The 26,041-nt window shown below is 61.3% G+C and carries 27 protein-coding genes; 7 read left to right on the top strand and 20 right to left on the bottom strand.

The window, feature by feature from the left end; translation table 11 throughout:
- Window positions 1-161 precede the first annotated feature (161 nt).
- The 11 genes from pepB (AB5Y59_RS07290) to AB5Y59_RS07240 form a co-directional block, all read right to left on the bottom strand.
- A complete protein-coding gene (gene pepB, locus AB5Y59_RS07290) occupies window positions 162-1,445 on the bottom strand; it encodes an aminopeptidase PepB (protein ID WP_041213015.1) in 1,284 nt (427 codons plus the stop codon).
- Entirely contained in the window at window positions 1,442-2,743 is a 1,302-nt protein-coding gene (gene pepB / locus AB5Y59_RS07285; protein ID WP_323913410.1) for an aminopeptidase PepB, read from the bottom strand. Before pepB (AB5Y59_RS07285) ends, pepB (AB5Y59_RS07290) begins: the two co-directional genes overlap by 4 nt.
- A 157-nt stretch (window positions 2,744-2,900) precedes the next feature.
- Complete coding sequence (gene fdx, locus AB5Y59_RS07280) at window positions 2,901-3,239, bottom strand: ISC system 2Fe-2S type ferredoxin (protein WP_005299781.1); 339 nt, start codon at window positions 3,237-3,239, stop codon at window positions 2,901-2,903.
- Between the two features lies 1 nt (window position 3,240).
- On the bottom strand, window positions 3,241-5,088 hold the full coding sequence (gene hscA, locus AB5Y59_RS07275) for a Fe-S protein assembly chaperone HscA (RefSeq protein ID WP_041215019.1): 1,848 nt from the start codon (window positions 5,086-5,088) through the stop codon (window positions 3,241-3,243).
- A 28-nt stretch (window positions 5,089-5,116) separates the two neighbouring features.
- Window positions 5,117-5,635, bottom strand: coding sequence for a co-chaperone HscB (hscB, locus tag AB5Y59_RS07270; protein ID WP_010675057.1), 519 nt, complete (start codon window positions 5,633-5,635; stop codon window positions 5,117-5,119).
- 190 nt (window positions 5,636-5,825) lie between these two features.
- Window positions 5,826-6,149: an iron-sulfur cluster assembly protein IscA gene (gene iscA, locus AB5Y59_RS07265; protein WP_010675058.1), complete on the bottom strand. Its 324-nt coding sequence runs from the start codon at window positions 6,147-6,149 to the stop codon at window positions 5,826-5,828.
- A 15-nt stretch (window positions 6,150-6,164) separates the two neighbouring features.
- Window positions 6,165-6,548, bottom strand: coding sequence for a Fe-S cluster assembly scaffold IscU (gene iscU, locus AB5Y59_RS07260; RefSeq protein ID WP_010675059.1), 384 nt, complete (start codon window positions 6,546-6,548; stop codon window positions 6,165-6,167).
- 54 nt (window positions 6,549-6,602) lie between these two features.
- On the bottom strand, window positions 6,603-7,817 hold the full coding sequence (locus AB5Y59_RS07255) for an IscS subfamily cysteine desulfurase (RefSeq protein ID WP_010675060.1): 1,215 nt from the start codon (window positions 7,815-7,817) through the stop codon (window positions 6,603-6,605).
- A 52-nt stretch (window positions 7,818-7,869) separates the two neighbouring features.
- Window positions 7,870-8,373 (bottom strand): Fe-S cluster assembly transcriptional regulator IscR, encoded by a 504-nt coding sequence (gene iscR / locus AB5Y59_RS07250; protein ID WP_025327241.1) that lies wholly within the window; start codon window positions 8,371-8,373, stop codon window positions 7,870-7,872.
- 94 nt (window positions 8,374-8,467) lie between these two features.
- A complete protein-coding gene (gene trmJ, locus AB5Y59_RS07245) occupies window positions 8,468-9,193 on the bottom strand; it encodes a tRNA (cytosine(32)/uridine(32)-2'-O)-methyltransferase TrmJ (protein WP_042880722.1) in 726 nt (241 codons plus the stop codon).
- A gap of 190 nt (window positions 9,194-9,383) precedes the next feature.
- Window positions 9,384-9,896: an SCP2 domain-containing protein gene (locus tag AB5Y59_RS07240; protein WP_041215881.1), complete on the bottom strand. Its 513-nt coding sequence runs from the start codon at window positions 9,894-9,896 to the stop codon at window positions 9,384-9,386.
- Between the two features lie 189 nt (window positions 9,897-10,085).
- Between AB5Y59_RS07240 and AB5Y59_RS07235 the strand changes: the two genes are divergently transcribed.
- Window positions 10,086-11,081: a peptidase U32 family protein gene (locus AB5Y59_RS07235; protein WP_010675064.1), complete on the top strand. Its 996-nt coding sequence runs from the start codon at window positions 10,086-10,088 to the stop codon at window positions 11,079-11,081.
- A gap of 12 nt (window positions 11,082-11,093) precedes the next feature.
- Window positions 11,094-11,966: a U32 family peptidase gene (locus AB5Y59_RS07230; RefSeq protein WP_128296708.1), complete on the top strand. Its 873-nt coding sequence runs from the start codon at window positions 11,094-11,096 to the stop codon at window positions 11,964-11,966.
- A gap of 75 nt (window positions 11,967-12,041) precedes the next feature.
- Here AB5Y59_RS07230 and nlpI read toward each other — a convergent pair whose 3' ends face one another.
- From nlpI to queA, 7 genes are all read right to left on the bottom strand, one after another.
- Window positions 12,042-12,974, bottom strand: coding sequence for a lipoprotein NlpI (gene nlpI, locus AB5Y59_RS07225; protein ID WP_280520777.1), 933 nt, complete (start codon window positions 12,972-12,974; stop codon window positions 12,042-12,044).
- A 90-nt stretch (window positions 12,975-13,064) separates the two neighbouring features.
- Window positions 13,065-13,433 (bottom strand): rhodanese-like domain-containing protein, encoded by a 369-nt coding sequence (locus AB5Y59_RS07220; RefSeq protein ID WP_041213021.1) that lies wholly within the window; start codon window positions 13,431-13,433, stop codon window positions 13,065-13,067.
- Window positions 13,434-13,533: 100 nt separating this feature from the next.
- Entirely contained in the window at window positions 13,534-14,481 is a 948-nt protein-coding gene (gene secF, locus AB5Y59_RS07215) for a protein translocase subunit SecF (RefSeq protein WP_039038736.1), read from the bottom strand.
- A 9-nt stretch (window positions 14,482-14,490) separates the two neighbouring features.
- A complete protein-coding gene (secD, locus tag AB5Y59_RS07210) occupies window positions 14,491-16,344 on the bottom strand; it encodes a protein translocase subunit SecD (protein ID WP_103260284.1) in 1,854 nt (617 codons plus the stop codon).
- A gap of 18 nt (window positions 16,345-16,362) precedes the next feature.
- Window positions 16,363-16,698, bottom strand: a complete 336-nt coding sequence (gene yajC / locus AB5Y59_RS07205; protein WP_010675070.1) for a preprotein translocase subunit YajC — start codon at window positions 16,696-16,698, stop codon at window positions 16,363-16,365.
- 50 nt (window positions 16,699-16,748) lie between these two features.
- The gene (gene tgt, locus AB5Y59_RS07200; protein ID WP_103260285.1) at window positions 16,749-17,885 is read right to left on the bottom strand and encodes a tRNA guanosine(34) transglycosylase Tgt; all 1,137 of its coding nucleotides are present in this window, start codon (window positions 17,883-17,885) and stop codon (window positions 16,749-16,751) included.
- A 118-nt stretch (window positions 17,886-18,003) separates the two neighbouring features.
- The gene (gene queA / locus AB5Y59_RS07195; protein WP_368211736.1) at window positions 18,004-19,071 is read right to left on the bottom strand and encodes a tRNA preQ1(34) S-adenosylmethionine ribosyltransferase-isomerase QueA; all 1,068 of its coding nucleotides are present in this window, start codon (window positions 19,069-19,071) and stop codon (window positions 18,004-18,006) included.
- A gap of 211 nt (window positions 19,072-19,282) precedes the next feature.
- On the opposite strand from queA, the gene AB5Y59_RS07190 reads away from it, so the two are divergent.
- From AB5Y59_RS07190 to ahpF, 3 genes are all read left to right on the top strand, one after another.
- Window positions 19,283-19,729: a CBS domain-containing protein gene (locus AB5Y59_RS07190; protein ID WP_010675073.1), complete on the top strand. Its 447-nt coding sequence runs from the start codon at window positions 19,283-19,285 to the stop codon at window positions 19,727-19,729.
- Between the two features lie 629 nt (window positions 19,730-20,358).
- On the top strand, window positions 20,359-20,925 hold the full coding sequence (gene ahpC, locus AB5Y59_RS07185) for an alkyl hydroperoxide reductase subunit C (protein WP_010675074.1): 567 nt from the start codon (window positions 20,359-20,361) through the stop codon (window positions 20,923-20,925).
- 142 nt (window positions 20,926-21,067) lie between these two features.
- Window positions 21,068-22,654 carry an alkyl hydroperoxide reductase subunit F gene (ahpF, locus tag AB5Y59_RS07180; protein WP_041213024.1) on the top strand — a complete coding sequence of 529 codons (1,587 nt, stop codon included), beginning with the start codon at window positions 21,068-21,070 and terminating at the stop codon, window positions 22,652-22,654.
- 71 nt (window positions 22,655-22,725) lie between these two features.
- Here the strand turns inward: ahpF and AB5Y59_RS07175 are convergent, their stop codons facing one another.
- Entirely contained in the window at window positions 22,726-24,045 is a 1,320-nt protein-coding gene (locus AB5Y59_RS07175) for an MFS transporter (RefSeq protein WP_368211734.1), read from the bottom strand.
- A 116-nt stretch (window positions 24,046-24,161) separates the two neighbouring features.
- Between AB5Y59_RS07175 and AB5Y59_RS07170 the strand changes: the two genes are divergently transcribed.
- Window positions 24,162-24,407: a hypothetical protein gene (locus tag AB5Y59_RS07170; protein WP_041215012.1), complete on the top strand. Its 246-nt coding sequence runs from the start codon at window positions 24,162-24,164 to the stop codon at window positions 24,405-24,407.
- Between the two features lie 124 nt (window positions 24,408-24,531).
- On the opposite strand, the gene AB5Y59_RS07165 is transcribed toward AB5Y59_RS07170, so the two are convergent.
- Window positions 24,532-25,281, bottom strand: a complete 750-nt coding sequence (locus AB5Y59_RS07165; protein WP_042863985.1) for a class I SAM-dependent methyltransferase — start codon at window positions 25,279-25,281, stop codon at window positions 24,532-24,534.
- Window positions 25,282-25,509: 228 nt separating this feature from the next.
- Here AB5Y59_RS07165 and AB5Y59_RS07160 point away from each other — a divergent pair, with 228 nt between their 5' ends.
- Window positions 25,510-25,995 carry a VOC family protein gene (locus AB5Y59_RS07160; RefSeq protein WP_323919553.1) on the top strand — a complete coding sequence of 162 codons (486 nt, stop codon included), beginning with the start codon at window positions 25,510-25,512 and terminating at the stop codon, window positions 25,993-25,995.
- Window positions 25,996-26,041 lie beyond the last annotated feature (46 nt).

Here is a 26,041-nt window from a genome sequence, read left to right as displayed (position 1 = left end):
TCCTTGAAACAACATGGTGACTCATCTTGTGCCAGGGCAGAGAGAAAAAATGTGCGCTTGCGCACGATCGGCATGCTAATGCCTCAAAACCGTATCAATTGCTCAGCAAAGCAGCACTGGAAAGGGCACCCTGAGGTGCCCTTGTGATGCCGCTCACTGACTCAGCGCGTCTCCGCCAGCAGGGTATGGGCGATGGTGCGCATCCCCAGGGTATTGGCCCCGGGCGCCCACAGACTGTCGCCGTTTTCGCTGAAGCAGGCGGCGAGATCGACATGCAGCCAGCCTCTTCCCTCATCAGGGACAAAGCGGGAGAGGAAGCCGGCCGCATTGGAGGCCCCCCCCGGTCCGCCGCCCGGCACGGGGCGGCTGTTGGCGGTGTCGGCATAGTGGGACGGGCACTGCTGGCGATGCCAGGGCTCCAGCGGCAGCGGCCATGCTGGCTCCTGCTCCGCATCCGAATAGGCCATGGCGCGGCTCACCAGCCCCTTGTCGAGGCCAAACAGGGCGTTGTAACGCCCCCCCAGCGCCATCACGGCCGCCCCGGTGAGGGTGGCAGCGTCGATGATGAGCGGCGCACCAGACTCGCCGGCCAGTTGCAAGCCGTCGGCCAGGATCAGACGCCCTTCGGCGTCGGTATTGACCACCTCCACCGTGGTGCCGTTCTTGTAGGTGAGGATGTCACCCAGCTTGTAGGCATGGCCGGATACCAGGTTCTCGGCGCAGCAGAGGATGAGCTTCACCCGCTTGTCGAGGCCACGCAGAATGGCCAGCGCCAGCGCGCCGGTGACGATGGCGGCACCGCCCATGTCGTGTTTCATGGTCAGCATGCCCTGGGAGGTCTTCATGGAGTAGCCGCCGGAATCGAAGGTGATCCCCTTGCCCACCAGGGCGGCCGCTACCGGCGCCTTGGGATCCTTGCCCGGATTGAAATCCAGCTCCAGCATCACGGGCTCGCGGTCACTGCCACGACCCACTTGATAGAGACCGACCCAGCCCGCCTGTTGCAGCGCCTCTCCCTTGAGGATGCGATGGCTGATCCGGTCCGGTGCCAGCTCGGTGAGGAAGGCAGCGGCTTCGACCGCCAGCTCCAGCGGCCCCAGCTGCTCCGGAGTGGCGTTGGTCATCTCCCGCACCCAGCGCCCGCACAGCCAGCGCGCCTCCAGCTCCTCCCTGTCCTCCTCGGACGAAGTGGCCCACTGCAACCCCACTTCCGCCTTGGGCGTCTGCAGCCCTTGGGCAAAAGCCCACTGCTGCTCCCGCTCCCAGTGGCCAGCCAGGACAACCTGCTGGATCCCCTGGCTGCACAGGCGCCGCGCCGCCTGCTGGATATCCAGCAAGGGAGTGGCGCTCACCAGATGGATCACCATGCCGTCGGCACGGTGGGAGAGCAGTGCCCCCTCCCCCCACTCGGCCGGTGCAAACTCTCGGCTCAACCAGACGTTCATGCGCACACCTCCTGCAGCCAGCGGGCAATCGTGCGAAGACCATGGCCCTTGGCACCGGTCGCCCAGAGATCATTGCCCGACTTCTGATAGGAAGCGGCCAGGTCCAGGTGCACCCAGCCCTTGCCTTCGTCACGGACAAAGCGCGACAGGAAAGCCGCTGCGGTGGTGGCACCGGCAGTGCCTTCGGCGGACGCCACGTTGCCCAGCTCGGCAAAGGCCGAGGTGAGCTGGCCTGCGTGCCAGGGTTCGAGCGGCAGCGGCCAGGCCTTTTCGTTTTCGGCGTTGGCGGCAGCCAGCGCGCGCACCTGCTCCGCCTCATCGAGAGCAAACACGGCATTGTAGTCGCGGCCCAGCGCGGTCTTGGCGGCGCCGGTCAGGGTGGCAGCGTCGAGGATGTAGGCAGCCCCGCTTTCGCTCGCGGCCAGCAGGCCGTCTGCCAGCACCAGGCGACCTTCCGCGTCGGTATTCTGGATCTCGACCGAGATGCCGTTGCGATAAGTGAGGATGTCGCCGAGCTTGAAGGCGTGGCCGGAGACCAGGTTCTCGGCGCAGCAGAGGATGAGCTTGACCCGCTTGTTCAGGCCACGGCTGATGGCCAGCGCCAGGGCGCCGGTCACCATGGCGGCGCCGCCCATATCGGACTTCATCGGCAGCATGTTGTCGGAGGACTTCATGGAGTAGCCGCCGGAATCGAAGGTGATCCCCTTGCCCACCAGCGCCGCGACCACGGGGGCGTTGGCATCCCCGGTCGGGTTGTAGTCGAGCTCCAGCAGCACCGGCTCGCGCTCGCTGCCACGGCCCACCGACCAGATCCCGATATGACCCGATTCACGCAAGGCTTCGCCAGCGGTGATGCGGGCGGTCACCTTGTCACCGCCGAGGCTGCGAATGAGCAGCAGAGCGGACTCCGCCAGGCTCATGGGGTAGATGGCTTCCGGGCAGCCGTTGGTCACCTCGCGCACCCAGTGGGTCGCCTTGAGCAAGGCGGCGAGTTCGGCCGCTTCCTGTTCGCTCTGTTCACCAAGATCGAGCTCGCGAACCCCCTTGGCGGCATAGAAGCCCTGGGCAAAGGCGTAACGACGCTCCCCATTCCACCCCTCGCCCACCAGCTTGATGCGCTTGATGCCGCTCGACTCGAGGCGTCTGGCAGCGCGCTGGATGGCGCGCAGCGCCTCCTTCTCCTGGCCAGCGGCCAGATGGAGATGGGCCTCGTCCCCGTTGAAACTGAGCAGGGCTCCCTCACCCCACTGGGCGGCGGCAGCCTGGGACGACAACCTTACGTTCATCATGTCAGCCATGTTCTCTTGCTTCCTTTTTATTGGCACTTTCATCAACGAATAGGGAAATCACGGGCACAAAAAAGGCCGCTCCCTCAAGGGTCACGGCCTTCACCATATCATTACTGCACCATGAGATGCTGCACGCGCAATTCACTCATGTGTAATTAAGGGGTCATCAGTGGCGCTCGGACGCCAGATTCAGGGTGTACTTGGGCAGTTCCACCACCAGATCCTCGTCCGCCAGTCTGGCCTGGCAGCTGAGACGGGATTCCGGCTCCAGCCCCCACGCCTTGTCCAGCATGTCGTCTTCCAGCTCGTCGCTCGGCTCGAGGGAGTCGAACCCTTCCCGCACCACGCAGTGACAGGTAGTACAGGCACAGGACTTCTCGCAGGCATGCTCGATCTCGATGCCGTTGCGCAGCGCGATGTCCAGAATGGTTTCACCGGTCGCGCCTTCGAGGGCTGCGCCGTCCGGACAGAGCTCAGGATGGGGCAGAATAATCAGTTTTGGCATATCACACCTTGTTGACGTTTTGTCCGGTCAGCACCTTGCGGATGGAGGCATCCATCCGGCGGGCTGCAAATTCGCCACTGGCAGCATCCGCTGCCTCGATGGCCTCTTTGATCTGGTTGGTGGTGCCCGTGCTGCGCATGGTCAGCAGATGGGCGATGGCGGCATCCAGCTCGGCCCGCTCGGCGGGGCTCAATAAAGCCTCGCCATCGGCGGCCAGGGCGGCGTTGAGGCTCTCGACCACCCGGTCGGCCTCGACCTGCTGCTCCGCCAGCATGCGGGCGTCCATGTCCTGCTGGGCATTGGCGATGGAGGCGCTCAGCATGTTGAGGATGTCATCCTCACCCAGTCCATAGGAGGGCTTGACCTGGATCTCGGCCTGCACGCCGGAGGATTTCTCCATGGCGCTGACCGATAGCAGACCGTCCGCATCCACCTGGAAGGTGACGCGAATGTGGGCGGCGCCGGCCGCCATGGGCGGAATGCCAGTCAGGGTGAAGCGGGCCAGGGAGCGGCAATCAGCCACCAGCTCGCGCTCCCCCTGCACCACGTGGATGGCCATCGCGGTCTGGCCATCCTTGAAGGTGGTGAACTCCTGGGCGCGGGCCACCGGAATGGTGGTATTGCGCGGGATCACCTTCTCGGCGAGGCCGCCCATGGTCTCAAGACCGAGGGAAAGCGGGATGACGTCCAGCAGCAGCATCTCGGCATCGGGCTTGTTGCCCACCAGGATGTCGGCCTGGATGGCGGCACCGATGGCCACCACCTTGTCCGGGTCGATGCTGGTCAAGGGGGTGCGGCCGAAGAACTCGCCCACCCGCTCGCGCACCAGCGGCACCCGGGTCGAGCCGCCGACCATCACCACTTCCAGTACCTCTTCCTGCTCGAGACCCGCATCGCGCAGGGCGCGCCGACAAGCCTGCAGGGTGCGTTTGACCAGGGGCTGGATCAGCTCGTCAAACTGGCTGCGGGTGACGGTACCCTGCCAGCCGGCAAAGGTGCAGGCAACGGCATCTGCATCGGTGAGGCCGTGCTTGATGCTGGCCGCCGCATCCAGCAACTCGCGCTGGGTACGGGCATCGAGCTGACCGGACAACCCGGCTTGCTCTTTGAGCCAGTCCGCCAGCAGATGGTCAAAATCGTCACCACCGAGTGCCGAGTCGCCACCGGTGGCCATCACCTCAAACACCCCGCGATGCAGGCGCAGGATGGAGATATCGAAGGTTCCGCCACCCAGGTCATAGACGGCGATCACCCCTTCCTGACCCGAGTCGAGGCCATAGGCGATGGCGGCTGCCGTGGGTTCATTGAGCAACCGCAGCACGTGCAGACCGGCCAGTCTGGCCGCGTCCTTGGTACCCTGACGCTGGGCATCGTCAAAATAGGCGGGCACCGTGATGACCACGCCGTCGAGGTCTCCCCCGAGGGACGCGGCACCGCGCTCGGCCAGTTTTTTCAGGATCTCGGCCGAGACCTGCACCGGATTGACCAGCCCCTGGCGGGTCTGCAATTGCGGCATGCCGTTGTCGGCCGCCACGAATTGATAGGGTTGCTGGCGGGTATCGATGTCGGCCAGCGCCTTGCCCATCATCCGCTTGACCGAGACGATGGTGTTGTGGGGATCGAGGGCCGCCTCACGCTTGGCATCGAAGCCAACCCGGATGGTATCGGCCTGGTAATGGACCACGGAAGGCAGCAGATCACGCCCCTGCTCGTCACAGAGGGTGTCGGCCTGGCCGCTGCGCACGGCGGCGACCAGGGAGTTGGTGGTGCCAAGATCGATGCCGACGGCACGTTTATGCTGGTGAGGTGCGGCGCTCTGGCCTGGCTCGGCAATTTGCAGTAATGCCATGGGTAATCACAATTCCTGCGTTAGAGGGTCAAGACTCGAACAGCGAGTCTTCGAATCGTTCCAGCTCCTCGAGGAGCTTGTCGACAAATTTGAGCTTGCGAACGCAATCCGCCGCCTGCAGATCCTCACCCCTGGTGAGAGAGTCGGTCAGCCGTTGCATCAACGCCTGGTGATCATGCCTGATTTCCTGGCGAAAATCCTTGATGGCCCCCTCAGGGTCGGCGTCGCCCTTGAGATCAGCCAGCCGCTCTCGCCACTCCAGCTGTTGCATCAGAAAGGCGGGATCTTGCAGTGTCTGCTGCTCGCCGCGAATATCGGTGCCCCGCAAGGAGAGCAGGTACTCGGCTCGGCGCAAGGGGGCCTTGAGGGTGGTAAAGGCATCGTTGATCTGGGCAGCACGCTGCACGGCAGCCAGTTGCTCCCGCTCGGGGGCAGTCGCAAAACGATCGGGATGGAACTGGGTCTGCAGCTGACGATAGGTGTCAGCCAGTTGGCGAGTATCGAGCTCGAAGCCCTCAGCCAGCCCGAACAGCTCGAAATGATTCATCCTTCGTCCTCAGACAATAGCGCTGGGAGTGCAACCACACTCGTCTTGAACTTGAGAGCAGTGGCATGGACTGGCGTCCACACCACTGTGTTGATGAGCAAGGTGTTGATCACAAGAGACTCGCCGCAACAGGGCTCACCCTTGGGGCTACGAGGCGTTGCAAACATGGGCGATCTGTAAATCGAACCACTTACACGCTGAAGCTTTCGCCACAACCACATTCGCCCTTGGCATTCGGGTTGTTGAACTGGAAGCCCTCGTTGAGGCCTTCCTTCACGAAGTCCAGCTCGGTGCCATCCAGGTGGATCAGGCTCTTGGCATCCACGATGATCTTGACGCCTTTCTGCTCAAATACCTGATCCTCGGCAGCCAGCTCATCCACGAACTCGAGCACATAGGCAAGGCCAGAACAGCCGGTCGTCTTGACGCCGAGGCGCAGGCCGATGCCCTTGCCCCGGTTGATCATGAAGGAGGAAACCCGCGCCGCTGCGGCATCTGTCATGGTTATGGCCATACTGCTCTCCGGACCTTAAAGACCTTTCTTCTGCTTGTAATCGGCGATGGCGGCCTTGATGGCATCCTCCGCCAGAATGGAGCAGTGGATCTTCACCGGCGGCAGCGCCAGCTCTTCGGCGATGTCGGTGTTCTTGATACCGGCCGCTTCGTCCAGGGTCTTGCCCTTGACCCACTCGGTCACCAGAGAGCTGGAGGCGATGGCGGAACCACAGCCGTAGGTCTTGAATTTGGCATCTTCGATGATGCCATCGTCGCTGATCTTCAGTTGCAGCTTCATGACGTCACCACAGGCCGGTGCACCGACCATGCCGGTGGCGACGCTGGGATCGTTCTTGTCAAAACCACCGACGTTGCGGGGATTCTCGTAGTGGTCGATTACTTTTTCACTGTAAGCCATATCTAACTCCTGCTAATTCCGTTGTTCACCAGACCCTTGCCATGCTGGCAAGGATCAGTGATGTGCCCATTCGACCGTGTTCAGATCGACGCCATCCTTGAACATCTCCCACAGGGGAGACATCTCGCGCAGACGACCGATGGAGTCGCAGATGAGCTTGATTGCGTAGTCGATCTCTTCTTCGGTGGTGAAGCGACCGATGCTGAAACGGATGGAGCTGTGTGCCAGCTCGTCGTTCAGGCCCAGGGCGCGCAGCACGTAGGAAGGTTCCAGGCTGGCCGAGGTACAGGCAGAACCGGAAGAGACCGCCAGATCCTTCAGTGCCATGATGAGGGATTCCCCTTCCACATAGGCGAAGCTGACGTTCAGGTTACCCGGTACACGCTGATCCAGATCCCCGTTGATATAGACTTCTTCGATGTTCTTGATGCCATCCCACAGACGCTGGCGCAGGGCCATGATGTGCTGGCTCTCGCTCGCCATCTCTTCCTTGGCGATGCGGAAGGCTTCCCCCATGCCGACGATCTGGTGGGTTGCCAGGGTGCCGGAGCGCATGCCGCGCTCGTGACCACCGCCGTGCATCTGGGCTTCCAGACGAACACGGGGCTTGCGGCGCACATACAGGGCGCCAATGCCTTTCGGGCCGTATACCTTGTGGGCGGACATGGAGAGCAGATCAACCTTGAGTGCTTCCACGTCGACCGGGATCTTGCCCACGCTCTGGACGGCGTCCACGTGCAGCAGGATCTTGCGGGAACGGCACAGCTCGCCGATGGCAGCGATGTCTTGCACCACCCCGATCTCGTTGTTGGCGTGCATGATGCTGACCAGGATGGTGTCATCACGCAGGGCGCCTTCGATCTGCTCAAGAGTGAACAGGCCGTTGGGCATGGGCTCGAGGTAGGTCACCTCATAGCCTTCACGCTCCAGTTGGCGGCAGGTATCCAGCACGGCTTTGTGCTCGGTCTTGGAGGTGACGATGTGCTTGCCCTTGCCGGCGTAGAAATGGGCGATGCCCTTGATGGCCAGGTTGTTTGACTCGGTCGCACCGGAGGTAAAGACGATCTCGCGCGGATCCGCGCCGATCAACTCTGCCACTTGATTACGGGCCAGATCCACCGCCTCTTCGGCCTGCCAGCCGAAACGGTGGGAACGGGAGGCTGGGTTGCCGAACAGGCCGTCCATGGTGAGGCACTGCATCATTTTTTCTGCGACACGCGGGTCCACCGGACAGGTTGCCGAATAATCAAGGTAAATAGGCAGTTTCATCTTTTTCTCCGTTACGACGGGGTCACACAGCGACTCGTCGTGGAAAGCACGTTTATAGTTGGACTTTCAAGCTCACATCACCGCGTTCGGCCCGATCAACCAGGGACAACACGGTCTTCATTTGTTCATCTTGCTTGCCGGCGATACGGCGCACATCGGCCTGACCAACCAGCTCAGCCAGGGTGATATCCCCCAGGAAACTGGAGATGCGTTCGCTCAGATCCCGCCACAAGGAGTGGGTCAGGCACTGGGTACCACCGTGGCAGCCCCCTTTGCCGAGGCACTTGGTCGCATCGACCGATTCATCGACCGCGGTGATCACCTGACCGACCGAGATCTCGCCAGGGGCCAGACCGAGGCGATAGCCGCCACCGGGGCCACGTACGCTGCTCACCAGACCATGCTTGCGCAGACGGGCAAACAGTTGTTCCAGATAGGACAAGGAGATGCCCTGGCGCTCTGAAATATCAGCCAGGGGCACGGGCCCCTGCTCTGCATGCAACGCCACGTCGAGCATGGCTGTCACCGCGTAACGTCCTTTTGAGGTCAGTCTCATATGCCTTACCGTCTTGCGAACCAATCAATATGTGGCATATGGTCACATACCCGACTAAATCAGTCAAGTATATGCTTGAGTAAATCAGTCGGGATTAATCTTGTGCCCTGGACTTCTGGACAGAGGTGAGAATGCCCCGCAAGATGTTCAACTCCACCGCTTCGGGTCTGGCCCGATTGAATAGACGACGCAGTTTGCTCATCACATGGCCTGGGTGGTCATCGGCAATGAATCCCGTCTTTTGCAACGTCTGCTCCAGATGCTGATAAAACCCTTCCAGTTGCTGGGCGCTGGGGTACTCGACCCGCTCATCCTCCGGCTCCTGGTTCTGTACTTCCAGCCAGCGCATCCGCACCTCGTAACAAAGGGTCTGCACTGCCATTGCCAGATTGAGGGAGCTGTATTCTGGATTGGCGGGAATGGCCACATGGAAGTGGCATTTTTGCAGTTCGTCATTGGTGAGGCCGGTGCGTTCACGGCCAAACACCAGCGCGACCGGGTGCTCCATGCCCTCGGCAACCAGCTTCTCGCCCGCTTCACGGGGATCCAGCATGGGCCAGCTCAAGGTGCGGGAACGGGCACTGGTGCCGATGACCAGACCACAGTCGGCAATGGCTTCATCCAGGGTCGGCACGATTCGGGCGCGAGCCAGGATATCGCTGGCCCCCGCCGCCAGGGCGACGGCCTCCTCATCAGGCTGGGCCTGGGGATCGACCAGCACCAGTTGAGTCAGCCCCATGGTCTTCATGGCCCGCGCCGCGGATCCCATGTTGCCGGTGTGAGAGGTGTTTACCAACACGATACGAATCTGATCCAACATGCCCAGTCAATCTTCAGTCAAAAATGGCGCGCAATTGTAACATAACCAATCGCTATTTTGGCACCGCTTCCGACCAGGCATTTCTGCACAAACAGGCAGATGATACATCCCCACCCTGCGTGGTCACGCTGACAGTGGGGTACTGCGGCTCAAGTTCACCTGTTCCGCAGCACTCGGGCAAGAAAACGGCTCAGCTCATTGTCGCGGCAGTGGGCACGTGCGTCACGCGGGCCCGCTCGATAAAGGTCGCCAGATCCATCAGGGGGTATTTCATCAATCCCAGCCCGTCCAGATCCAGGCTGTCCATCAGATTTTTCACCTCCAGGCCCAGCTCTGTATCCCCCTCTATCTTCAGCCGGCGCTGGAAGAAGAGGGAATCCGGGTCTTCACGGCGCCCGGCGATCAGAACAAGATCCTGGCTATTGCCGCTGAAACAGACATCGGCGTGCTCACACTTCCTCGCCACTACCAATTTGCCCTCCTGCTCGCTGATAAACCAGCATAGCCCCAGATCGCTGACTTCCACTTTCAGCCACTTGCCCGCAAGAAACGCAAATTCCCCCTCTTCGATGGCCTCCCGGAATACCCTGCCCAGCAGGGCCTCCATCAGGTTTTGTTGCAGCGGGAAGGGCACCAGCTTGAGGGGGTGGCGCAAGAGACGGGGTGCCTGTTCGACCAGGCGACGTTGCAGATGTTGAAACACGATAAACTCCCAGTTTTTTGCGCATTCAAGCACAGCCCCTTCGGCAAGATCCTGTTGAAAATCAAACTTGTGCCCACTTACCTCAAGAAGGGTAAAGCCACCTAAAGCTGCCTCAGGTCAAAAAGCGGGAGGGCAAGCATGAATACAATCGGGCCACTTTTGCATTTTTGCCCTCTCGGAGCGTACCCGATGGAATTACTCTGCCCGGCAGGCAGCCTGCCGGCACTGAAGACAGCCGTGGATAACGGGGCCGATGCGGTCTACATCGGCTTCAAGGATGACACCAATGCCCGCCACTTCGCCGGGCTCAACTTCACCGACAGCAAGCTGGAAAGAGCGGTTGACTATGTCCACCAGCATGGCCGCAAGCTGCACATCGCCATCAATACCTTTGCCCACCCGGGCTCCGATGCCCGTTGGAAGCAGGCCGTGGACAAAGGGGTGGCGCTCGGTGCCGATGCCCTGATCATCGCCGATCTCGCCGTGCTCGATTATGCCAGCCGCCGCCATCCCGACATGGAGCTGCATGTCTCGGTCCAGGCCAGCGCCACCAACGCCGCTGCCATCCGCTTCTACCAGCAGCACTTCAACGTCGGCCGGGTGGTGCTGCCGAGGGTGCTCTCCATGCATCAGGTCAGGCAGCTGGCCCGCGAGACCGACGTCGGCCTCGAGGTGTTCGCCTTCGGCAGCCTCTGCATCATGGCGGAAGGGCGCTGCTACCTCTCCTCCTACATGACCGGCGAGAGCCCCAACACCGTCGGCGCCTGTTCACCGGCCAAGTTCGTGCGCTGGGAAGAGACCCCGAGCGGCCTAGAATCCCGCCTCAACGAGGTGCTGATCGATCGTTACGGCCCGGGGGAAAATGCCGGCTACCCGACCCTGTGCAAGGGGCGCTTCGAGGTGGATGGCCAGACCTATCACGCGCTGGAGGAGCCCACCAGCCTCAACACCCTCGGCCTTCTGCCCGAGCTGTTCCAGACCGGCATCCAGTCGGTCAAGATCGAGGGACGCCAGCGCAGCCCCGCCTATGTGGAGCAGGTGACCCGGGTCTGGCGCGCCGCCATCGACGCCTATCAGGCCAACCCCGAGGCCTATCAGGTCAAGGCCGAGTGGGATGCCCAGCTCGCCCGCGTCTCCGAGGGGAGCCAGACCACCCTCGGTGCCTATCATCGCCAGTGGCAATAAGGAGCACTGCTCATGAAATTCTCTCTCGGCCCCCTGCTCTTCTACTGGCCCAAGGCCGACACCCAGGCCTTCTATCAGGCGGCCGCCGCCAGCCAGGCCGACATCATCTATCTGGGGGAAACCGTCTGCAGCAAGCGGCGCGAACTGAAAGCGGATGACTGGATTGCCCTCGCCCGTCAGGTGGCGGGCTCCGGCAAGCAGGCGGTACTCTCCACGCTGGCGCTGATCTCAGCTCCCTCCGAGCTCAAGGAGGTAAAGCGGCTGGTCGACAACGGCGAGCTGATGATCGAGGCCAACGATCTGGGTGCCGTCCAGCTCGCCAGTGAAGCCGGGCTGCCGTTCGTCTGCGGCCCCGCCATCAACGCCTACAACGCCGACGTGCTGCGCATGCTGCTTAAACAGGGGATGCAGCGCTGGGTGATGCCGGTGGAGCTGTCACGGGACTGGCTGATGCAGCTCAATCAGGATCTGGGCAGGGAGCGCCAGCAGTTCGAGGTGGAGGTGTTCGCCTATGGTCATCTGCCGCTCGCCTACTCGGCACGCTGCTTCACCGCCCGCTCCCTCGACCGGCCCAAGGACAACTGCGAACTGGCCTGCATCGACTACCCCACCGGGCGACTTGCCAGCAGTCGCGAGGGGCAGAAGGTGTTCAACCTCAACGGCATCCAGACCCAGTCCGGTTACTGCTACAACCTGGGTAACGAGCTCAAGGGGATGGAGGGCCTGGTGGATGTGGTGCGCCTCTCTCCCGAAGGCATGGAGACCCTGACGATGCTGGAGCGCTTCAAGGCCAACGAACAGGGGATGGCCCCCCTGCCCTTGCTGCAGGAGCGGGACTGCAACGGTTACTGGCGCCAGATCCCCGGCATGAGCCTGGTGGAGTAGCGGCACACCCCGTGTCACCGGACAGCAAAAAGGCCTCGTCAAGAGGCCTTTTTCATGGGGATCAAACCCGTTTAGTCACGCTTTGCCGCTCTTGCCCTGGGCTCCGGGTGGCTGGGGCTTGCGCGCCATCAGTTCCAGCTCCAGCAAGGCATAGCGATGCTCGATGAAGTCATAGACGTTGTTGGCCAGCGCCAGCTTGAAGTAGCTGATGGCTTCCTTGCGGTTACCCTTGGCCAGCTCGAACTTGCCGAGGTAGAAGTAGGTCTCGCACAGGCGCTCGGCGAGCTCCCTGTTGTCCTTGACCCCTTTCACCACGTTGCTCATCAACTGGGTGGCATTGATGTCGCCCGTATAGAGGCGCACCAGATCCCAGTTCCAGGCGTCGTCGTCATACTTGTTGAGCCGCTCGCGCATCCGGCTCATGGCCGCCGGTCCGTTGAGCTTCTGCTCGGCCAGATAGAGCCAGATCACCCGATAAGGGTCTTCTGGTTGCGCCTCGTAGAAGCGCTTCATATCCGCCGCTGCAAGCTCGGGGCGATTGCCGTAATAGAGCGCGATTCCCCGGTTGAGATAGGCGTAGTCGTAATCCGGGGCGAGCTCCAGGGCGGAGTCGAACGCCTCATAGGCCTCGTCGTAGTTCTGCTGTTGAACCAGATAGACACCGATGAAGTTGTAGGCCTCGGCAAAATCCGGCTTCTCCCGCAGGGCGCGGTTGAAGTCGAGTCGCGCCAGGGAACGCAAGCCCACCCGGTCAAACACCACGGCACGCTCATAGAAGAGTTCTGCCCGCTGTTCGGTCGTCAATTCCATTTCACTGAGCATCTGCCCGAGTCGCGCCAACGCCAACTCGCTCTGGTAGGAGACCTGCAAGGGGGTCGCCAATACCAGTGAAGCGGGTTGCGGCTTGGGAACTTGAGGCGCTTTTACCTGACTGCTACTGCTGCAACCCCACAAGGGGAGCAACAACAGGATACCCGTGAGGTATCCAATCCCTATCCTGACGTTCAATGAACACTCCGACGCTTACGCTTGACCCCGCATATGGTAAAGATCACGGGGCCGTTTGTCATGTGGCGCAGCCCCTCTCCCTCAAATAAATCAGGATTCGACAGGGTATCCGGCATCGCTCCAGCCGCGAAAGCCTCCATCGACGCTGACGACCCGGGAATAACCCATCTTCTGCAGGTTATCCGCCACCAGGATGGAGCGAAATCCCCCACCACAATAGAGGTAGAGTTCGGTGTCGGGATCCGGATACCGGGTCTCGATGTCACGCTCTATCACCCCGCGCCCGAGATAGGCGGCCCCCGGCAGATGGCCCCTGGCCCACTCGCTCTCTTCGCGCACGTCGATCAGATGAAATGTTCGGCCCTCATCCTGCCAGCGCTTGATCTGATGCACATCGGTTTCCTGCACCTGCGGGCGGATGGCCTCTACCAGGGCCAGAAAACGGGGATTGTGTTGCATGGGCTTGCTCCTTGCTTTGGGTAATGGATGCTGGGTTGTGGGGAGCATCATGACTCACCCCGGCCACAAGAGAAAGGGCGCCTTGCGGCGCCCTTGTCTGTTACGGCAGGATCTCTTGCTGATCCGCGCCCTCTTTTTCCACCTGGGTCGGCAGCATGTGCTCCCGCTTGATCCCGAGGAACATGGCTGAGGCGCTCGCCACATAGATGGAGGAGTAGGTCCCGAAGGCCACCCCGATCACCATGGCGATGGAGAAACCGTGGATCAGAGGCCCGCCTTTGAGCAGCAGCGCCACCACCACCACGAAGGTCAACCCCGAGGTGATGATGGTCCGGCTCAGGGTCTCGGTCATGGAGAGATCCATGATCTCCGCGGTGTCCCCACGGCGTACCTTGCGGAAATTCTCCCGCACCCGGTCGAACACAACGATGGTGTCGTTCAGGGAGTACCCCACCAGCGTCATCAGCGCCGCCAGCACGGTCAGGTCGAACTCGTACTGGAAGTAGGCAAAGATGCCGAGGGTGATGATCACGTCGTGAGCCAGGGAGAGGATGCCCCCCGTGGCCAGACGCCACTCGAAGCGCACCGCCACGTAGATCAGGATACAGAGGATGGAGGCCAGCATGGCCAGGGCACCGTCGGTGGCCAGCTCGTCACCCACGGAGGGACCGACGAACTCGACACGCTTGAGCACGGCGCTCTCGTCGACCAGCTTGGCGGCCGCCAGGACCTCGTTGCCCTGCTGCTCGACCTTGACGCCCTCTTGGGGGGCCATGCGCACCAGCACATCACGGCTGGAGCCGAAGAACTGCAGGGTCGCCCCGTCAATCTTCTGCTGATCCAGCGCCTCGTGCATCTTGTCCAGGCTCACCGACTGCTGGAACCCCACCTCGATGGTGGTACCGCCGGTGAAGTCCAGCCCCCAGTTCAGGCCACGATCGTACAGAACGTAGAGGGCGAGCACCGTTACCAGAGCAGAGAGGACCATACCCAGCTTGGCGAAACGCATGAAGGGGATGGGCTTTTCAAAATGTAGAATTTGAAACATGTCTCTTCCTTAGATCGGCAGCTTGTCGATGCGCCGTCCACCCCAGGCCAGGTTGATGATGGCGCGGGATACCGTGATGGCAGTGAACATGGACGCCGTCAGGCCAATCCCGAGGGTCAGGGCGAAGCCCTTGATGGCACCGGTACCGATACCGAACAGGATCACGCAGGTGATGAGCGAGGTGACGTTGGAGTCGGCGATGGTGGAGAAGGCGCGATCAAAGCCCAGGTGAATGGCTTGCTGCACCCCGCGACCATTGCGGATCTCTTCACGAATACGCTCGTAGATCAGCACGTTCGCATCCACCGCCATGCCCAGCGTCAACACGATACCGGCGATGCCCGGCAGGGTCATGGTGGCCCCCGGGATCATCGACATGATACCGACGATGAGCACCAGGTTCATGGTCAGCGCCAGATTGGCCACCCAGCCGAAGGCACGGTAGTAGATCCCCATGAAGAGCACGATCACCAGCATGGCCCAGCCGATGGCTTCCATCCCGCTGTCGATGTTCTGCTGACCCAGGCTCGGGCCTATGGTGCGCTCTTCGACGATCTGGATGGGGGCAATCAGGGCACCGGCACGCAGCAGCAGCGCCAGGTTGTGGGCTTCGTTGGCGTTGTCGATCCCGGTGATGCGGAACTGGCTACCCAGGCGAGACTGGATGGTGGCGACGTTGATCACCTCCTCCTGCTTGCGGAACTTGCGCTTGCCGTCCGGACCAGGCTGACCCACCGGCTTGTACTCGATGAAGACGGTCGCCATGCCCTTGCCAACGTTGTCCTTGGTAAAGTTGGCCATCTTGTTGCCACCCTGACCATCGAGCTTGATGTTGACCTGGGGACGGCTGTATTCATCGAAACCGGACTGGGCACCCACGATGTGGTCACCGGTCAGGATCACGCGCTTTTGCAGTACCACGGGACGACCGTTGCGATCGTTGTAGACCTTGGAGCTCGGCGGCACGCGGCCTGCGGCAGCGGCCTGGATATCGGCAGCCTCATCGACCATGTGGAACTCCAGGGTCGCGGTGGCCCCCAGGATCTCCTTGGCACGGGCGGTGTCCTGGATCCCCGGCAGCTCGACGATGATACGCTCACCGCCCTGCTGCTGGACCAGCGGCTCGGCCACACCCAGTTCGTTCACCCGGTTGCGGATGATGGTGATGTTCTGCTCGAGGGCATACTTCTTCACCTCTTTGATCTTGGCTTCGCTCAGAGTGGCCAGCAGGATGAAGTCATCCCCTTTCTGGTCTGTGGTGAAGACAAGATCCGCATTCTGGCGACGCAGGAAGGAGAGTGCCTTGGCCTGATCGGCCTCGTCACGGAAGACCACCTGCACCTGATCCCCGACCCGGCGTACACCGGAGTAGCGGATCTTCTGGGTACGCAGCTCGGCGCGGAAATCCTGCACCATCTGTTCCTGCTGCTTGGCCAGCGCTTCGGCCATGTCCACTTCCATCAGGAAGTGCACACCGCCCCGCAGGTCAAGACCGAGCTTCAGGGGCGCCGCGCCGATGGCCTCAAGCCAGGCGGGGGTCGACGGTGCCAGGTTGAGGGCGGTGATGAAATTGTCGCCCAGCTTGTTGGCCACGATGTCGCGTGCCTTGAGCTGGTCTTCGGTGTTGTTGAAACGGATCAGGATGAAGCCGTGCTCGAACGCCGCATGCTTGACCGGGATCTTCGCCTCGTCGAGGGTTTCCTTCACCTGGTCGAGGGTTTCTAGTTTGACTTCGGCACCACGGCTGGCAGAGACCTGCAAGGCCGGGTCTTCGCCGTAAAGATTGGGGGCTGCATATAGAAAACCGATGGCGATCACGACGATCACCATCAGGTATTTCCACAGCGGATAGCGATTTAACACGCTGTGCTCCTCGGGAGATTAGAGGGACTGGATAGAACCCTTGGGCAGAACGGCAGAGACGAAGTCACGCTTGATGGTGACCTGGGTCTGATCGTTCAGGGCCAGCACAATGTAGTCGCTGTCGGCGGAAACCTTGGCGATCTTGCCGACCAGGCCACCGGAAGTGAGCACTTCGTCGCCCTTGGAGAGGGAGCTCATCAGATTGCGATGCTCCTTGGCACGCTTGGCCTGGGGACGGTAGATCATGAAGTAGAAGATGAGACCGAACACGGCCAGCATGATGATCATTTCCATGCCACCACCCTGTGCTGCCGGAGCCGCGCCTTCTGCATACGCCTTGGAGATAATGCTCATTTAACAACCTCTTATTGATGTAGATTTGAATACTAACTTATATGTCGTTGTTATTTCACGCCATTTTCAGCCAGTGGAGGCACAGGCTTCCCTTGCCGACGGTAAAACTCAGTTACAAAGTCGTCTAATTTACCCTGCTCGATCGCGTCCCGCAAACCCTGCATCACGCGCTGGTAATAACGCAGGTTGTGGATGGTATTCAGACGGGCACCGAGGATCTCGTTGCACTTGTCCAGATGGTACAGATAGCTGCGGGTGTAGTTCTTGCAGGTGTAGCAATCGCAGTCCGCATCCAGGGTGCTGGTGTCTTCCCGGTACTTGGCGTTGCGGATCTTGACCACCCCATCGGTGGTAAAGAGATGACCGTTGCGGGCGTTGCGGGTCGGCATCACGCAGTCGAACATGTCGATACCGCGGCGCACCCCTTCCACCAGATCCTCCGGCTTGCCCACCCCCATCAGGTAGCGCGGCTTGTCGGCCGGAATTTTCGGGCAGACATGGTCAAGGATGCGATGCATGTCCTCTTTGGGCTCACCCACGGCGAGACCGCCGACCGCGTAACCGTCGAAGCCGATCTCAAGGAGACCGTCCAGCGACACATCCCGCAGCGGTTCGTAGACAGAACCCTGGATGATGCCGAACAGGGCGTTCTTGTTGCCGAGCGCATCGAACTTGTCACGGGAGCGCTTGGCCCAGCGCAGGGACATCTCCATGGACTTGCGTGCTTCCTCGTAAGTGGCCGGGTACGGGGTGCACTCGTCGAAGATCATCACGATGTCGGAACCCAGATCGTACTGGATCTCCATGGACTTCTCGGGATCGAGGAAAATCTTCTCGCCGTTGATGGGATGACGGAAGTGCACCCCCTCCTCGGTGATCTTGCGGATGTGCCCCAGACTGAATACCTGGAAACCACCGGAGTCGGTCAGGATCGGCCCCTGCCAGTTCATGAAGTCGTGCAGATCGCCGTGGGCGCGCATCACTTCCTGACCCGGGCGCAGCCAGAGGTGGAAGGTGTTGCCAAGCAGGATCTGGGCACCGGTCTCACGCACCTCTTCCGGGGTCATCCCCTTGACGGTGCCGTAGGTGCCGACCGGCATAAAGGCCGGGGTCTGGACCACGCCACGCTCGAACACCAGTTGACCGCGACGGGCACGCCCATCGGTGGTTTTCAATTCAAATTTCATTGCTACCTCTATTCAGTCAGAGAAACAGTCTGACAACAAAGGGCCCGAGGGGCCCGGTAATATGAAGCCGGCCGGCATACTGACAAGCAGAGCCTGAACGACTTCTGAAGGGCAAGGCTTAACCCTGCACCCGGCGACGGGTGACGAACATGGCGTCCCCGTAGCTGAAGAAACGGTACTGTCCCGCCACGGCGGCCTGATAGGCGGCCATCACGTTGTCATAGCCGGCAAAGGCGCTGACCAGCATGATCAGGGTGGATTCGGGCAGGTGGAAGTTGGTGATCATGGCATCGACCACCTGGAACTCGTAACCGGGGAAGATGAAGATGTCGGTGTCATTGAAGAAGGGCGCCAGCGGCTTGCCCTGGGCCAGGGTCGCCTTGGCTGCGCTCTCGAGGGATCGTACCGACGTGGTCCCCACCGCAACCACACGACCGCCGCGGGCGCGGGTCGCCGCGATGGCATCCACCACCTCCTGGGGCACTTCGGCGTATTCCGAGTGCATGTGGTGATCTTCAATCTTGTCGACGCGCACCGGCTGGAAGGTGCCCGCCCCCACGTGCAGGGTCACGAAGGCCATCTCCACGCCCTTGGCACGGATCTGCTCGAGCAGCGGCTCGTCGAAGTGCAGACCGGCGGTCGGCGCCGCCACGGCACCCGGCTTCTGGTTGTAGACGGTCTGGTAGCGCTCCTTGTCGGCATCCTCGTCGGGGCGGTCGATATAGGGAGGCAGCGGCATGTGGCCGATGGCATCCAGAATGGTCAGCACAGGGCGCGGGTCGAGGAAGTGGATCTCGAACAGAGCGTCGTGGCGGGCACGCATCTCGGCCTCGACGGGCACGCCGTCGGCACCGCCATCCAGAAGGAGGCGGGTACCTGGCTTGGGGGACTTGGACGAGCGGACGTGCGCCAGCACGCTGTGCTCGTCCAGAATGCGCTCTACCAGCACCTCCAGCTTGCCGCCGCTGGCCTTCTGGCCAAACATGCGGGCCGGAATGACCCGGGTGTTGTTGAACACCAGCAGATCGCCGGGGTTGAGCTGGTCAAGCACATCGACAAAATGACCGTGGCGCAGGACGCCGGTTTGACCATCGAGCTGCAGCAGGCGGCTGGCGGTACGCTCCGCCATGGGGTAGCGGGCAATCAGCTCGTCTGGCAGATCAAAATGAAAATCGGATACTTGCATCTTTCACCTCGGGGGAATCGGCGGCTAGTCTAGTTATCCCCCTCTTCCAAGGCAACCCAAAAGACTAAAAACCCAAGGAAGACAAGGGATAGCGGGCCATTTTGTGAGGTTGGGCCCGTTAAAAAACCTTTAAGGTTTTGTATTGACCCCGATCATGTTCTGGCGACGGGGGCTGGGCTAGGGTGGAAGCAGACACACAAGGAGGCCCACCATGATGACCCTCTCCGAGATCATGACTGAACACCCCTTTACCCTGGGTCCGGAAAACAGCGTCAAGCAGGCGATGGAGCTGATGCAGCAGGAGCGGATCCGTCACGTTCCCATCGTCGATGAACACCAGCATCTGCTCGGTCTGGTCACCCTCTCGGATATCCTGGCCACCCGTGAATCCAAGCTGCTGCTGATCAACCCCGAGCGGGAGGCAGAGTTCACCGACAGCGTCCAGCTCGACGAGATCATGACCCGTCAGGTGGCGAGCGTGGATCCCCACGCCGGCATCAAGGAGGCGGCCCTGTATCTGCAGCGCCACAAATATGGCTGTCTGCCGGTACTCAAGGGGCGCAAGCTGGTTGGCATCGTCACCGAGTCGGACTTCATCGCCGTGGCCATCAATCTGCTGGAGCTGATGGAGGAGCAGGAGCCCCCAACCGACTTTTGATCCCAAAATCCCGTAATAAAATTACAATAAAAGCGTTTTCAGCCTAATTTAACGGCTATTCGAGTGAAAGACTTTCAGTTTGACTGTAAAATTACACCACAAAACTTGCGTTGTGACATTCATCACACTATGATGCCCACCATGCAATGGTTGCCGAAGAGGAGATGAGGATTGTGCACCCGCCATCTTCTCTTCATATGTCTGCAAGTTTGCACACCCCGTAGTTAGTCTTTGCTGTAAAGCATATTTATCGCCATTCCTTGTTTGATGACCCGGCCCTGTCTGTGCGACGGCGCCGGGATTTTTTTATCCCTCTTTTTTCTACTGCGCCGCCTCGTCTGCCCCCTTCTCTGCTCACGCAATGAAAACAAATCCGGCCCAGCCCTTGAAAATGTGACATGCAGGACAGAAATTGAACTTCGACAATGAGTTATCTCCGAAGGCCTGAGATATTCATGTTAGGTACAGTTGTGATGGTCTATCTAATAAATAGATTTATGTGATTCAAAATTGTGGCTTTGACCGATTAGAAAAAGTCACTATGATGACTCCATCGAAAGTTAAGCGCCTCGTCTGGCACGACTCTTCAACACCAGACAGGCATATGTACATCACCAAGGAGCAAATACATGTCTACCTACATCAACACTGAAATCAAGCCGTTCAACGCCACCGCCTACCACAATGGCAAATTCGTTCAGGTGTCTGACGCTGACCTGAAAGGCAAGTGGTCCGTGGTGTTCTTCTACCCGGCTGATTTCACCTTCGTCTGCCCGACCGAGCTGGGCGACCTGGCCGACAACTACGCCGAATTCCAGAAGCTGGGCGTCGAGATCTACGCCGTCTCCACCGATACCCACTTCACCCACAAGGCCTGGCACGACACTTCTGACACCATCCAGAAGATCCAGTACCCGATGATCGGCGACCCCACCGGCACCATCACCCGCAACTTCGGCGTGATGATCGAAGAAGCCGGTCTGGCTGACCGCGGTACCTTCGTCATCGACCCGCAAGGCGTCATCCAGATCGTTGAAATCAACGCTGGCGGCATCGGCCGTGACGCACTGGAACTGCTGCGCAAGGTCAAGGCTGCCCAGTACGTTGCTTCCCACCCGGGTGAAGTGTGCCCGGCCAAGTGGAAAGAAGGCGACGCTACCCTGGCCCCGTCCCTGGATCTGGTAGGCAAAATCTAAGCCTCCCCGCTCTGAAGACCGGCCCGTTCAAGGGCCGGTCTTGTTTACGGCCCTCAGAAAATGCGCCGGTCTGCTGTGTGGACCTCTGTTTTCTGTATCCGGTCATCGTGCCGACCCGCATTCAGCAAGAAGGAATTCGACCATGTTAGATACCAACCTCAAACAACAACTCAACGGTTACTTGCAGTACATCGTCAATCCCATCGAGATCAGCGTGTCCGGCAATGACAGCGACAAATCCGCTGAACTCCTGGCATTGGCCAGCGAGATCGCCGAGATGTCCCCCAAAATTTCCCTGACCGATGGTCGTAACGCCCGCAAGCCTTCCATGAGCATCGCGCCCCAGGGCCAGGCCCCGCGCGTGCACTTTGCCGGCATTCCCATGGGTCATGAATTCACCTCCCTGGTGCTCGCCCTGCTGCAAAGCGGCGGTCACCCCTCCAAGGCCGATCCGGCCGTGCTGGAGCAGGTGAAGAACCTCAAGGGCGAGTTCCACTTCGAGACCTATATTTCCCTCTCCTGCCACAACTGTCCGGACGTGGTACAGGCCCTGAACCTGATGTCCACCCTGAACCCCGGCATCACCCACACCATGATCGACGGTGCCCTATTCCAGGATGAGGTGAACGAGCGTCAAATCATGGCGGTCCCGAACGTCTACCTGAACGGTCAGCCGTTCAGCCAGGGCCGCATCTCGCTGGAAGAGATCGTCGCCAAACTCGACACCGGCGCAGCCGAGCGCAAGGCGCAAGAGCTGAGCGAAAAAGCGCCTTATGACGTGCTGGTGGTGGGCGGTGGCCCGGCCGGTGCCGCCGCGGCCATCTATGCCGCCCGCAAAGGCATTCGCACCGCCATTGTCGCCGAACGTTTCGGTGGCCAGGTGATGGACACCGTCGGCATCGAGAACTTCATCTCCGTGCCCTACACCGAGGGCCCCAAGCTGGCGGCCAGCCTGGAGCAGCACGTCAAGCAGTACGGCGTGGAAGTGATCACCGAGCAGCGCGCCGCCGCCATCAGCAAGGATGGTTACGTCAACGTGGACCTCGCCTCTGGCGCCACCTTGAAGAGCCGCGCCGTGATCCTGGCGACCGGTGCCCGCTGGCGCGACCTGAACGTGCCGGGTGAACTCGAGTACCGTACCAAGGGTGTGGCCTACTGCCCCCACTGTGACGGCCCCTTCTTCAAGGGCAAGCGCGTGGCGGTGATCGGGGGCGGCAACTCCGGCATCGAGGCGGCCATCGATCTGGCCGGCATCGTCGAGCACGTCACCGTGGTGGAGTTCGCCGATACCCTGCGTGCCGATGACGTGCTGCAGAAGAAAGCCCGCTCCATGGGCAATATCGACATCATCATGAGCGCCCGCACCACCGAAGTGATCGGCGACGGCAGCAAGGTGGTGGGCATGGACTACGAAGATCGCACCACCGGCGAGATCAAGCACCTGGCGGTAGCCGGCATCTTCGTCCAGATAGGCCTGGTGCCGAACACCGAGTTCCTCAAAGGAAGCGAGATTGCCCTGACCCGCTTTGGCGAAATCGAGATCGACACCAAGGGTGCTACCTCCCTGCCCGGCGTCTATGCCGCAGGGGATGCCACCACGGTACCGTTCAAGCAGATCATCATCTCCATGGGGGCAGGTGCCACCGCCGCCCTGGGTGCGTTTGATTACCTCATTCGCAACCCGGCGCCGGAAGCACAAGCTACCCAGGCCGATGCCGTGACCGCCTGATAACCGCCGCCCAACAGAAAACCGACTCCCTGGAGTCGGTTTTTTTATCCCTGTCGTTGGGTCGCCAGCCTTCAGCGCCCTTGCGGCGCGTCCCTCTCCTGCCCCTCTTCACTCACCGCTCTCTCTTCTGCATCAGGCGCGGCATAGCTCGCCGGCACTGCCTCCCCTTCCAGATCCGTTCTTGGCTCCAGCTCCGCCGTCATGGGGGTGTTGGGGGGCACCGGCATGAAGACCTGGTGCTCCGTCAGCGGAATGGGGGCTCGCTTACGCCTGCGCCAGCCGAGATAGGCCGACAGCAGCAGACCGCACAGGGCAAAGTAGACGAACAGCCCCTGTGGTCCGAACGTCGTCATGGTAAAGGGGGCCAGCAGCGGACCCGTCATGGCTCCCAGGCTGTAGGCAAGCAGCAGCCCCTGGTTTGCCCCCAGCACCTGATCCGGGCGCAGTTCATCGCAGGCATGGCTGAGGCTCAAGGGATAGATGGAGAACGCCATGCCCCCCAGCAGGAAGACAAGAGTCCCCTCGACTGGCTCGCGCCAGGGCTCCGGCAGCAGCACCATCAACAACGCGATCAGGGTCAGCAGGGCGCAGAGCAGCAGGATCACCAACCGTCTGTCGTAACGATCAGATGCACGTCCGATGGGATATTGCAGACACATCCCCCCCAGGATCACCAGCGCCATCATGTCCGCCACCTGGGAGAGGGAGGCGCCGCTGTCGGTGAAATAGAGCGGCAACAGCCCATAGATGGCCCCGAGGATGAGGCCCGAGGTAAAGCTGCTGCCCATCCCCGCCGGAGTGAGGCGCACCAGCTCCAGCACTCCCACCGGCTGGGGTGCCACCATGGCCGGCGTCGCCACCCGGGAGAGCGCCAGAGGCACCACGGAGAGAGTCGCCGCCATGGCGCACAGGGCGAACGGCGTCAGCACCATGGGGTCCACCTGCTTGAGCAGCAGCTGGCCCAGGGCAAGTGAACCGTACAGCAGGATCATGTAGAGGGACATCAACCGCCCCCGGTTCGCCGGGGTGCTTGAGACCAGCATCCAGGACTCCAGCACCACGAACAGGCCGCCGGTGGCAAACCCCCCGATCAGCCGCAGCGCCGCCCAGGTGACAGGCTCCACCACCATGCCGTGCAGCAGAAACAGAAAACAGAGCAGGGAGGCATAAGCCGCATAGGCCCGGATATGCCCCACCCGGATGATGAGGCGGGCATTGATGAAAGTCCCCAGCACCAGGCCGCCGAAATAGGCAGCCGACACCAGACCGATGGCCTGGGCGGACACCTGCTCGGCGGAGAGACGCACCGTCAGCAGGGTATTGAACAGACCGTGACCCAGAATGAAGATCACCAGACTGGTCAGGGGGGACAGCAACCTTGTCAGTGCCATGGAGCCTCCTCGCAACAAAAGGGTCATGGTAGCCCCAGCCTCCCGCCCCCTTCAACCCGAATGCCCTCCCCCTGCGGGGCTATGCTTGACGGGAACCCCACATGGAGATCCGAAAGATGAGACTCATGCTGTTGTTGGCCGCCCTGCTCTTTTGCGGCAGCGCCCTCGCCTTCCACTGCCCCATGGACATGAAGAAGATAGACGACGCCCTGGCCGCAGGCCCCGCCCTCAGTGCCGAGCAACTGGCCGAGGTAAAACAGTTGAGGGCGGACGGAGAGACCCTGCACAACGCGGGCAAGCATCAGGAATCGGTCGATACACTGGCCAAGGCCATGGCCATTCTCGGCATCGATCAGGGCTGATACCGCCCCTTCGCCGCGCGACGGTCTCTTTCGCATCGCCCGGATACAGACCGCCAAAATGAAACAAGGCCCTCGCCATCACTGGCGGGGGCCTTTTCACTGCGGATGTCAGCGCTGAACGGAGCTACACCCGGCCACTGTAGACCAGGGTGCAATAGTTGAAGGCTATCTTGCCGTCAACGGCATGGCGAGCAAACTCGCGGCGAACGAGCGCCGTCATCTGATCGTGGGCCGGCGTGCCCGCCACAGGCGCATAGGAGGAGGAGTTGAGCCGTCCAAGCACCCCGTCAAGATCGAATAGCTGGCTGTTCTCGAAGCGATCGAGCCGGTACTCCCCGGTGAAGAAGGCGCGAAAATCCGCCTCACCGAGGTTGCGATGATTGACCTCCTCGTAATCCCCCGAGTAGGCGTGCAGCCCCTCTTCATAGGCCTTGAGAAACGGGGTGTTCGTCAGCCTGTCATTCCAGATGAGGGCGACCTGGCCACCGGGCTTGAGCAGCCGCTGGCACTCCTGCCGAAAAGCCGCGCGATCGAACCAGTGAAACGCCTGGGCGACCGTCACCAGATCCATCGCCCCCGTGGGCAGGCCCGTGGCTTCCGCACTGCCGTGCAGCCAGCCGATGTTCCCCACCTGGGCGAGCAGCCGTTTGGCGGCTGCCCGCATATCGTCGTTGGGCTCCACCGCCCAGACCCGCGCGACCCGGGGGGCCAGCAGGGCGGTCAGGATGCCGGTGCCGGCGCCGATGTCGGCCACCTGGGACTCGGGCCCCATGGCCAGCTCCCTTGCCAGAAAATCCAGCATGGCGGCGGGATAACCGGGTCGATATTTCACATAGGCCTCGACCCGGGTCGAGAATCGCTGGGTACTGTCCATGGCAGACTCCTCTCTTGCTGCGGCCTTCATGCCGGCTCCCGGCCTGGTGACCAGGATCCCCATGCCACTACACTTGACCCCATCATGCAAGCCCCAAGCGGGTGGCAAACGGCGTACAGGCTGGCTTGTCACCCAGCGAAGCCGCAGGCGCTGCGGGCGGCAGGATACCCATCGGGGCGCCCGCTCACGGGCGTCGAAGGACAAACACTAGGATGGAGCTGCGACACAATGAGACCAGTCAAGAACAGGATTTGCCTCTGGTATGACGGAGATGCCGAGGAGGCGGCACGGTTTTACGCCAGCCTCTTCCCCGACTCCGCCGTCGGTGCCGTACACCGGGCCCCGGCCGACTATCCCGCCGGCAAGGAAGGGGATGTGCTGACGGTCGAGTTCAGGGTGATGGGGATCCCCTGCCTCGGCCTCAACGGCGGACCCGGGGTCCGCCACAACTGGGCCTTCTCGTTTCAGGTGGCTACCCAGGACCAGGCCGAGACGGATCGCTACTGGCACGCCATCATCGACCATGGCGGTCAGGCGAGCGAGTGCGGCTGGTGCCAGGACAAGTGGGGCATCTCCTGGCAGATCACTCCTCAGGTCCTCATCGAGGCGATAAGCGATCCCGACCCCGAGGCAGCGAGGCGCGCCTTCGAGGCCATGATGCAGATGGGCAAGATTGATATTGCCACCATCGAGGCGGCGCGCCGGAGCGAGTAGCCCGTTCGCACGGGCGCCACACACAACAAGGCCACCCCTGGGGGTG

This window comes from Aeromonas sp. s10 (assembly GCF_040907975.1).
Taxonomy (GTDB): domain Bacteria; phylum Pseudomonadota; class Gammaproteobacteria; order Enterobacterales; family Aeromonadaceae; genus Aeromonas; species Aeromonas caviae.
Note: the sequence above shows the minus strand (reverse complement) of the source record. Positions and strands in the feature narration are given on the sequence as shown.

Coding starts and splice junctions, on each gene's coding strand:
- pepB (WP_041213015.1), bottom strand. CDS start 1,445: ATGAACGTCTGGTTGAGCCGAGAGTTTGCACCGGCCGAGTGGGGGGAG.
- pepB (WP_323913410.1), bottom strand. CDS start 2,743: ATGGCTGACATGATGAACGTAAGGTTGTCGTCCCAGGCTGCCGCCGCC.
- fdx (WP_005299781.1), bottom strand. CDS start 3,239: ATGCCAAAACTGATTATTCTGCCCCATCCTGAGCTCTGTCCGGACGGC.
- hscA (WP_041215019.1), bottom strand. CDS start 5,088: ATGGCATTACTGCAAATTGCCGAGCCAGGCCAGAGCGCCGCACCTCAC.
- hscB (WP_010675057.1), bottom strand. CDS start 5,635: ATGAATCATTTCGAGCTGTTCGGGCTGGCTGAGGGCTTCGAGCTCGAT.
- iscA (WP_010675058.1), bottom strand. CDS start 6,149: ATGGCCATAACCATGACAGATGCCGCAGCGGCGCGGGTTTCCTCCTTC.
- iscU (WP_010675059.1), bottom strand. CDS start 6,548: ATGGCTTACAGTGAAAAAGTAATCGACCACTACGAGAATCCCCGCAAC.
- AB5Y59_RS07255 (WP_010675060.1), bottom strand. CDS start 7,817: ATGAAACTGCCTATTTACCTTGATTATTCGGCAACCTGTCCGGTGGAC.
- iscR (WP_025327241.1), bottom strand. CDS start 8,373: ATGAGACTGACCTCAAAAGGACGTTACGCGGTGACAGCCATGCTCGAC.
- trmJ (WP_042880722.1), bottom strand. CDS start 9,193: ATGTTGGATCAGATTCGTATCGTGTTGGTAAACACCTCTCACACCGGC.
- AB5Y59_RS07235 (WP_010675064.1), top strand. CDS start 10,086: ATGGAATTACTCTGCCCGGCAGGCAGCCTGCCGGCACTGAAGACAGCC.
- AB5Y59_RS07230 (WP_128296708.1), top strand. CDS start 11,094: ATGAAATTCTCTCTCGGCCCCCTGCTCTTCTACTGGCCCAAGGCCGAC.
- AB5Y59_RS07220 (WP_041213021.1), bottom strand. CDS start 13,433: ATGCAACACAATCCCCGTTTTCTGGCCCTGGTAGAGGCCATCCGCCCG.
- secF (WP_039038736.1), bottom strand. CDS start 14,481: ATGTTTCAAATTCTACATTTTGAAAAGCCCATCCCCTTCATGCGTTTC.
- yajC (WP_010675070.1), bottom strand. CDS start 16,698: ATGAGCATTATCTCCAAGGCGTATGCAGAAGGCGCGGCTCCGGCAGCA.
- tgt (WP_103260285.1), bottom strand. CDS start 17,885: ATGAAATTTGAATTGAAAACCACCGATGGGCGTGCCCGTCGCGGTCAA.
- queA (WP_368211736.1), bottom strand. CDS start 19,071: ATGCAAGTATCCGATTTTCATTTTGATCTGCCAGACGAGCTGATTGCC.
- AB5Y59_RS07190 (WP_010675073.1), top strand. CDS start 19,283: ATGATGACCCTCTCCGAGATCATGACTGAACACCCCTTTACCCTGGGT.
- ahpC (WP_010675074.1), top strand. CDS start 20,359: ATGTCTACCTACATCAACACTGAAATCAAGCCGTTCAACGCCACCGCC.
- ahpF (WP_041213024.1), top strand. CDS start 21,068: ATGTTAGATACCAACCTCAAACAACAACTCAACGGTTACTTGCAGTAC.
- AB5Y59_RS07175 (WP_368211734.1), bottom strand. CDS start 24,045: ATGGCACTGACAAGGTTGCTGTCCCCCCTGACCAGTCTGGTGATCTTC.
- AB5Y59_RS07170 (WP_041215012.1), top strand. CDS start 24,162: ATGAGACTCATGCTGTTGTTGGCCGCCCTGCTCTTTTGCGGCAGCGCC.
- AB5Y59_RS07165 (WP_042863985.1), bottom strand. CDS start 25,281: ATGGACAGTACCCAGCGATTCTCGACCCGGGTCGAGGCCTATGTGAAA.
- AB5Y59_RS07160 (WP_323919553.1), top strand. CDS start 25,510: ATGAGACCAGTCAAGAACAGGATTTGCCTCTGGTATGACGGAGATGCC.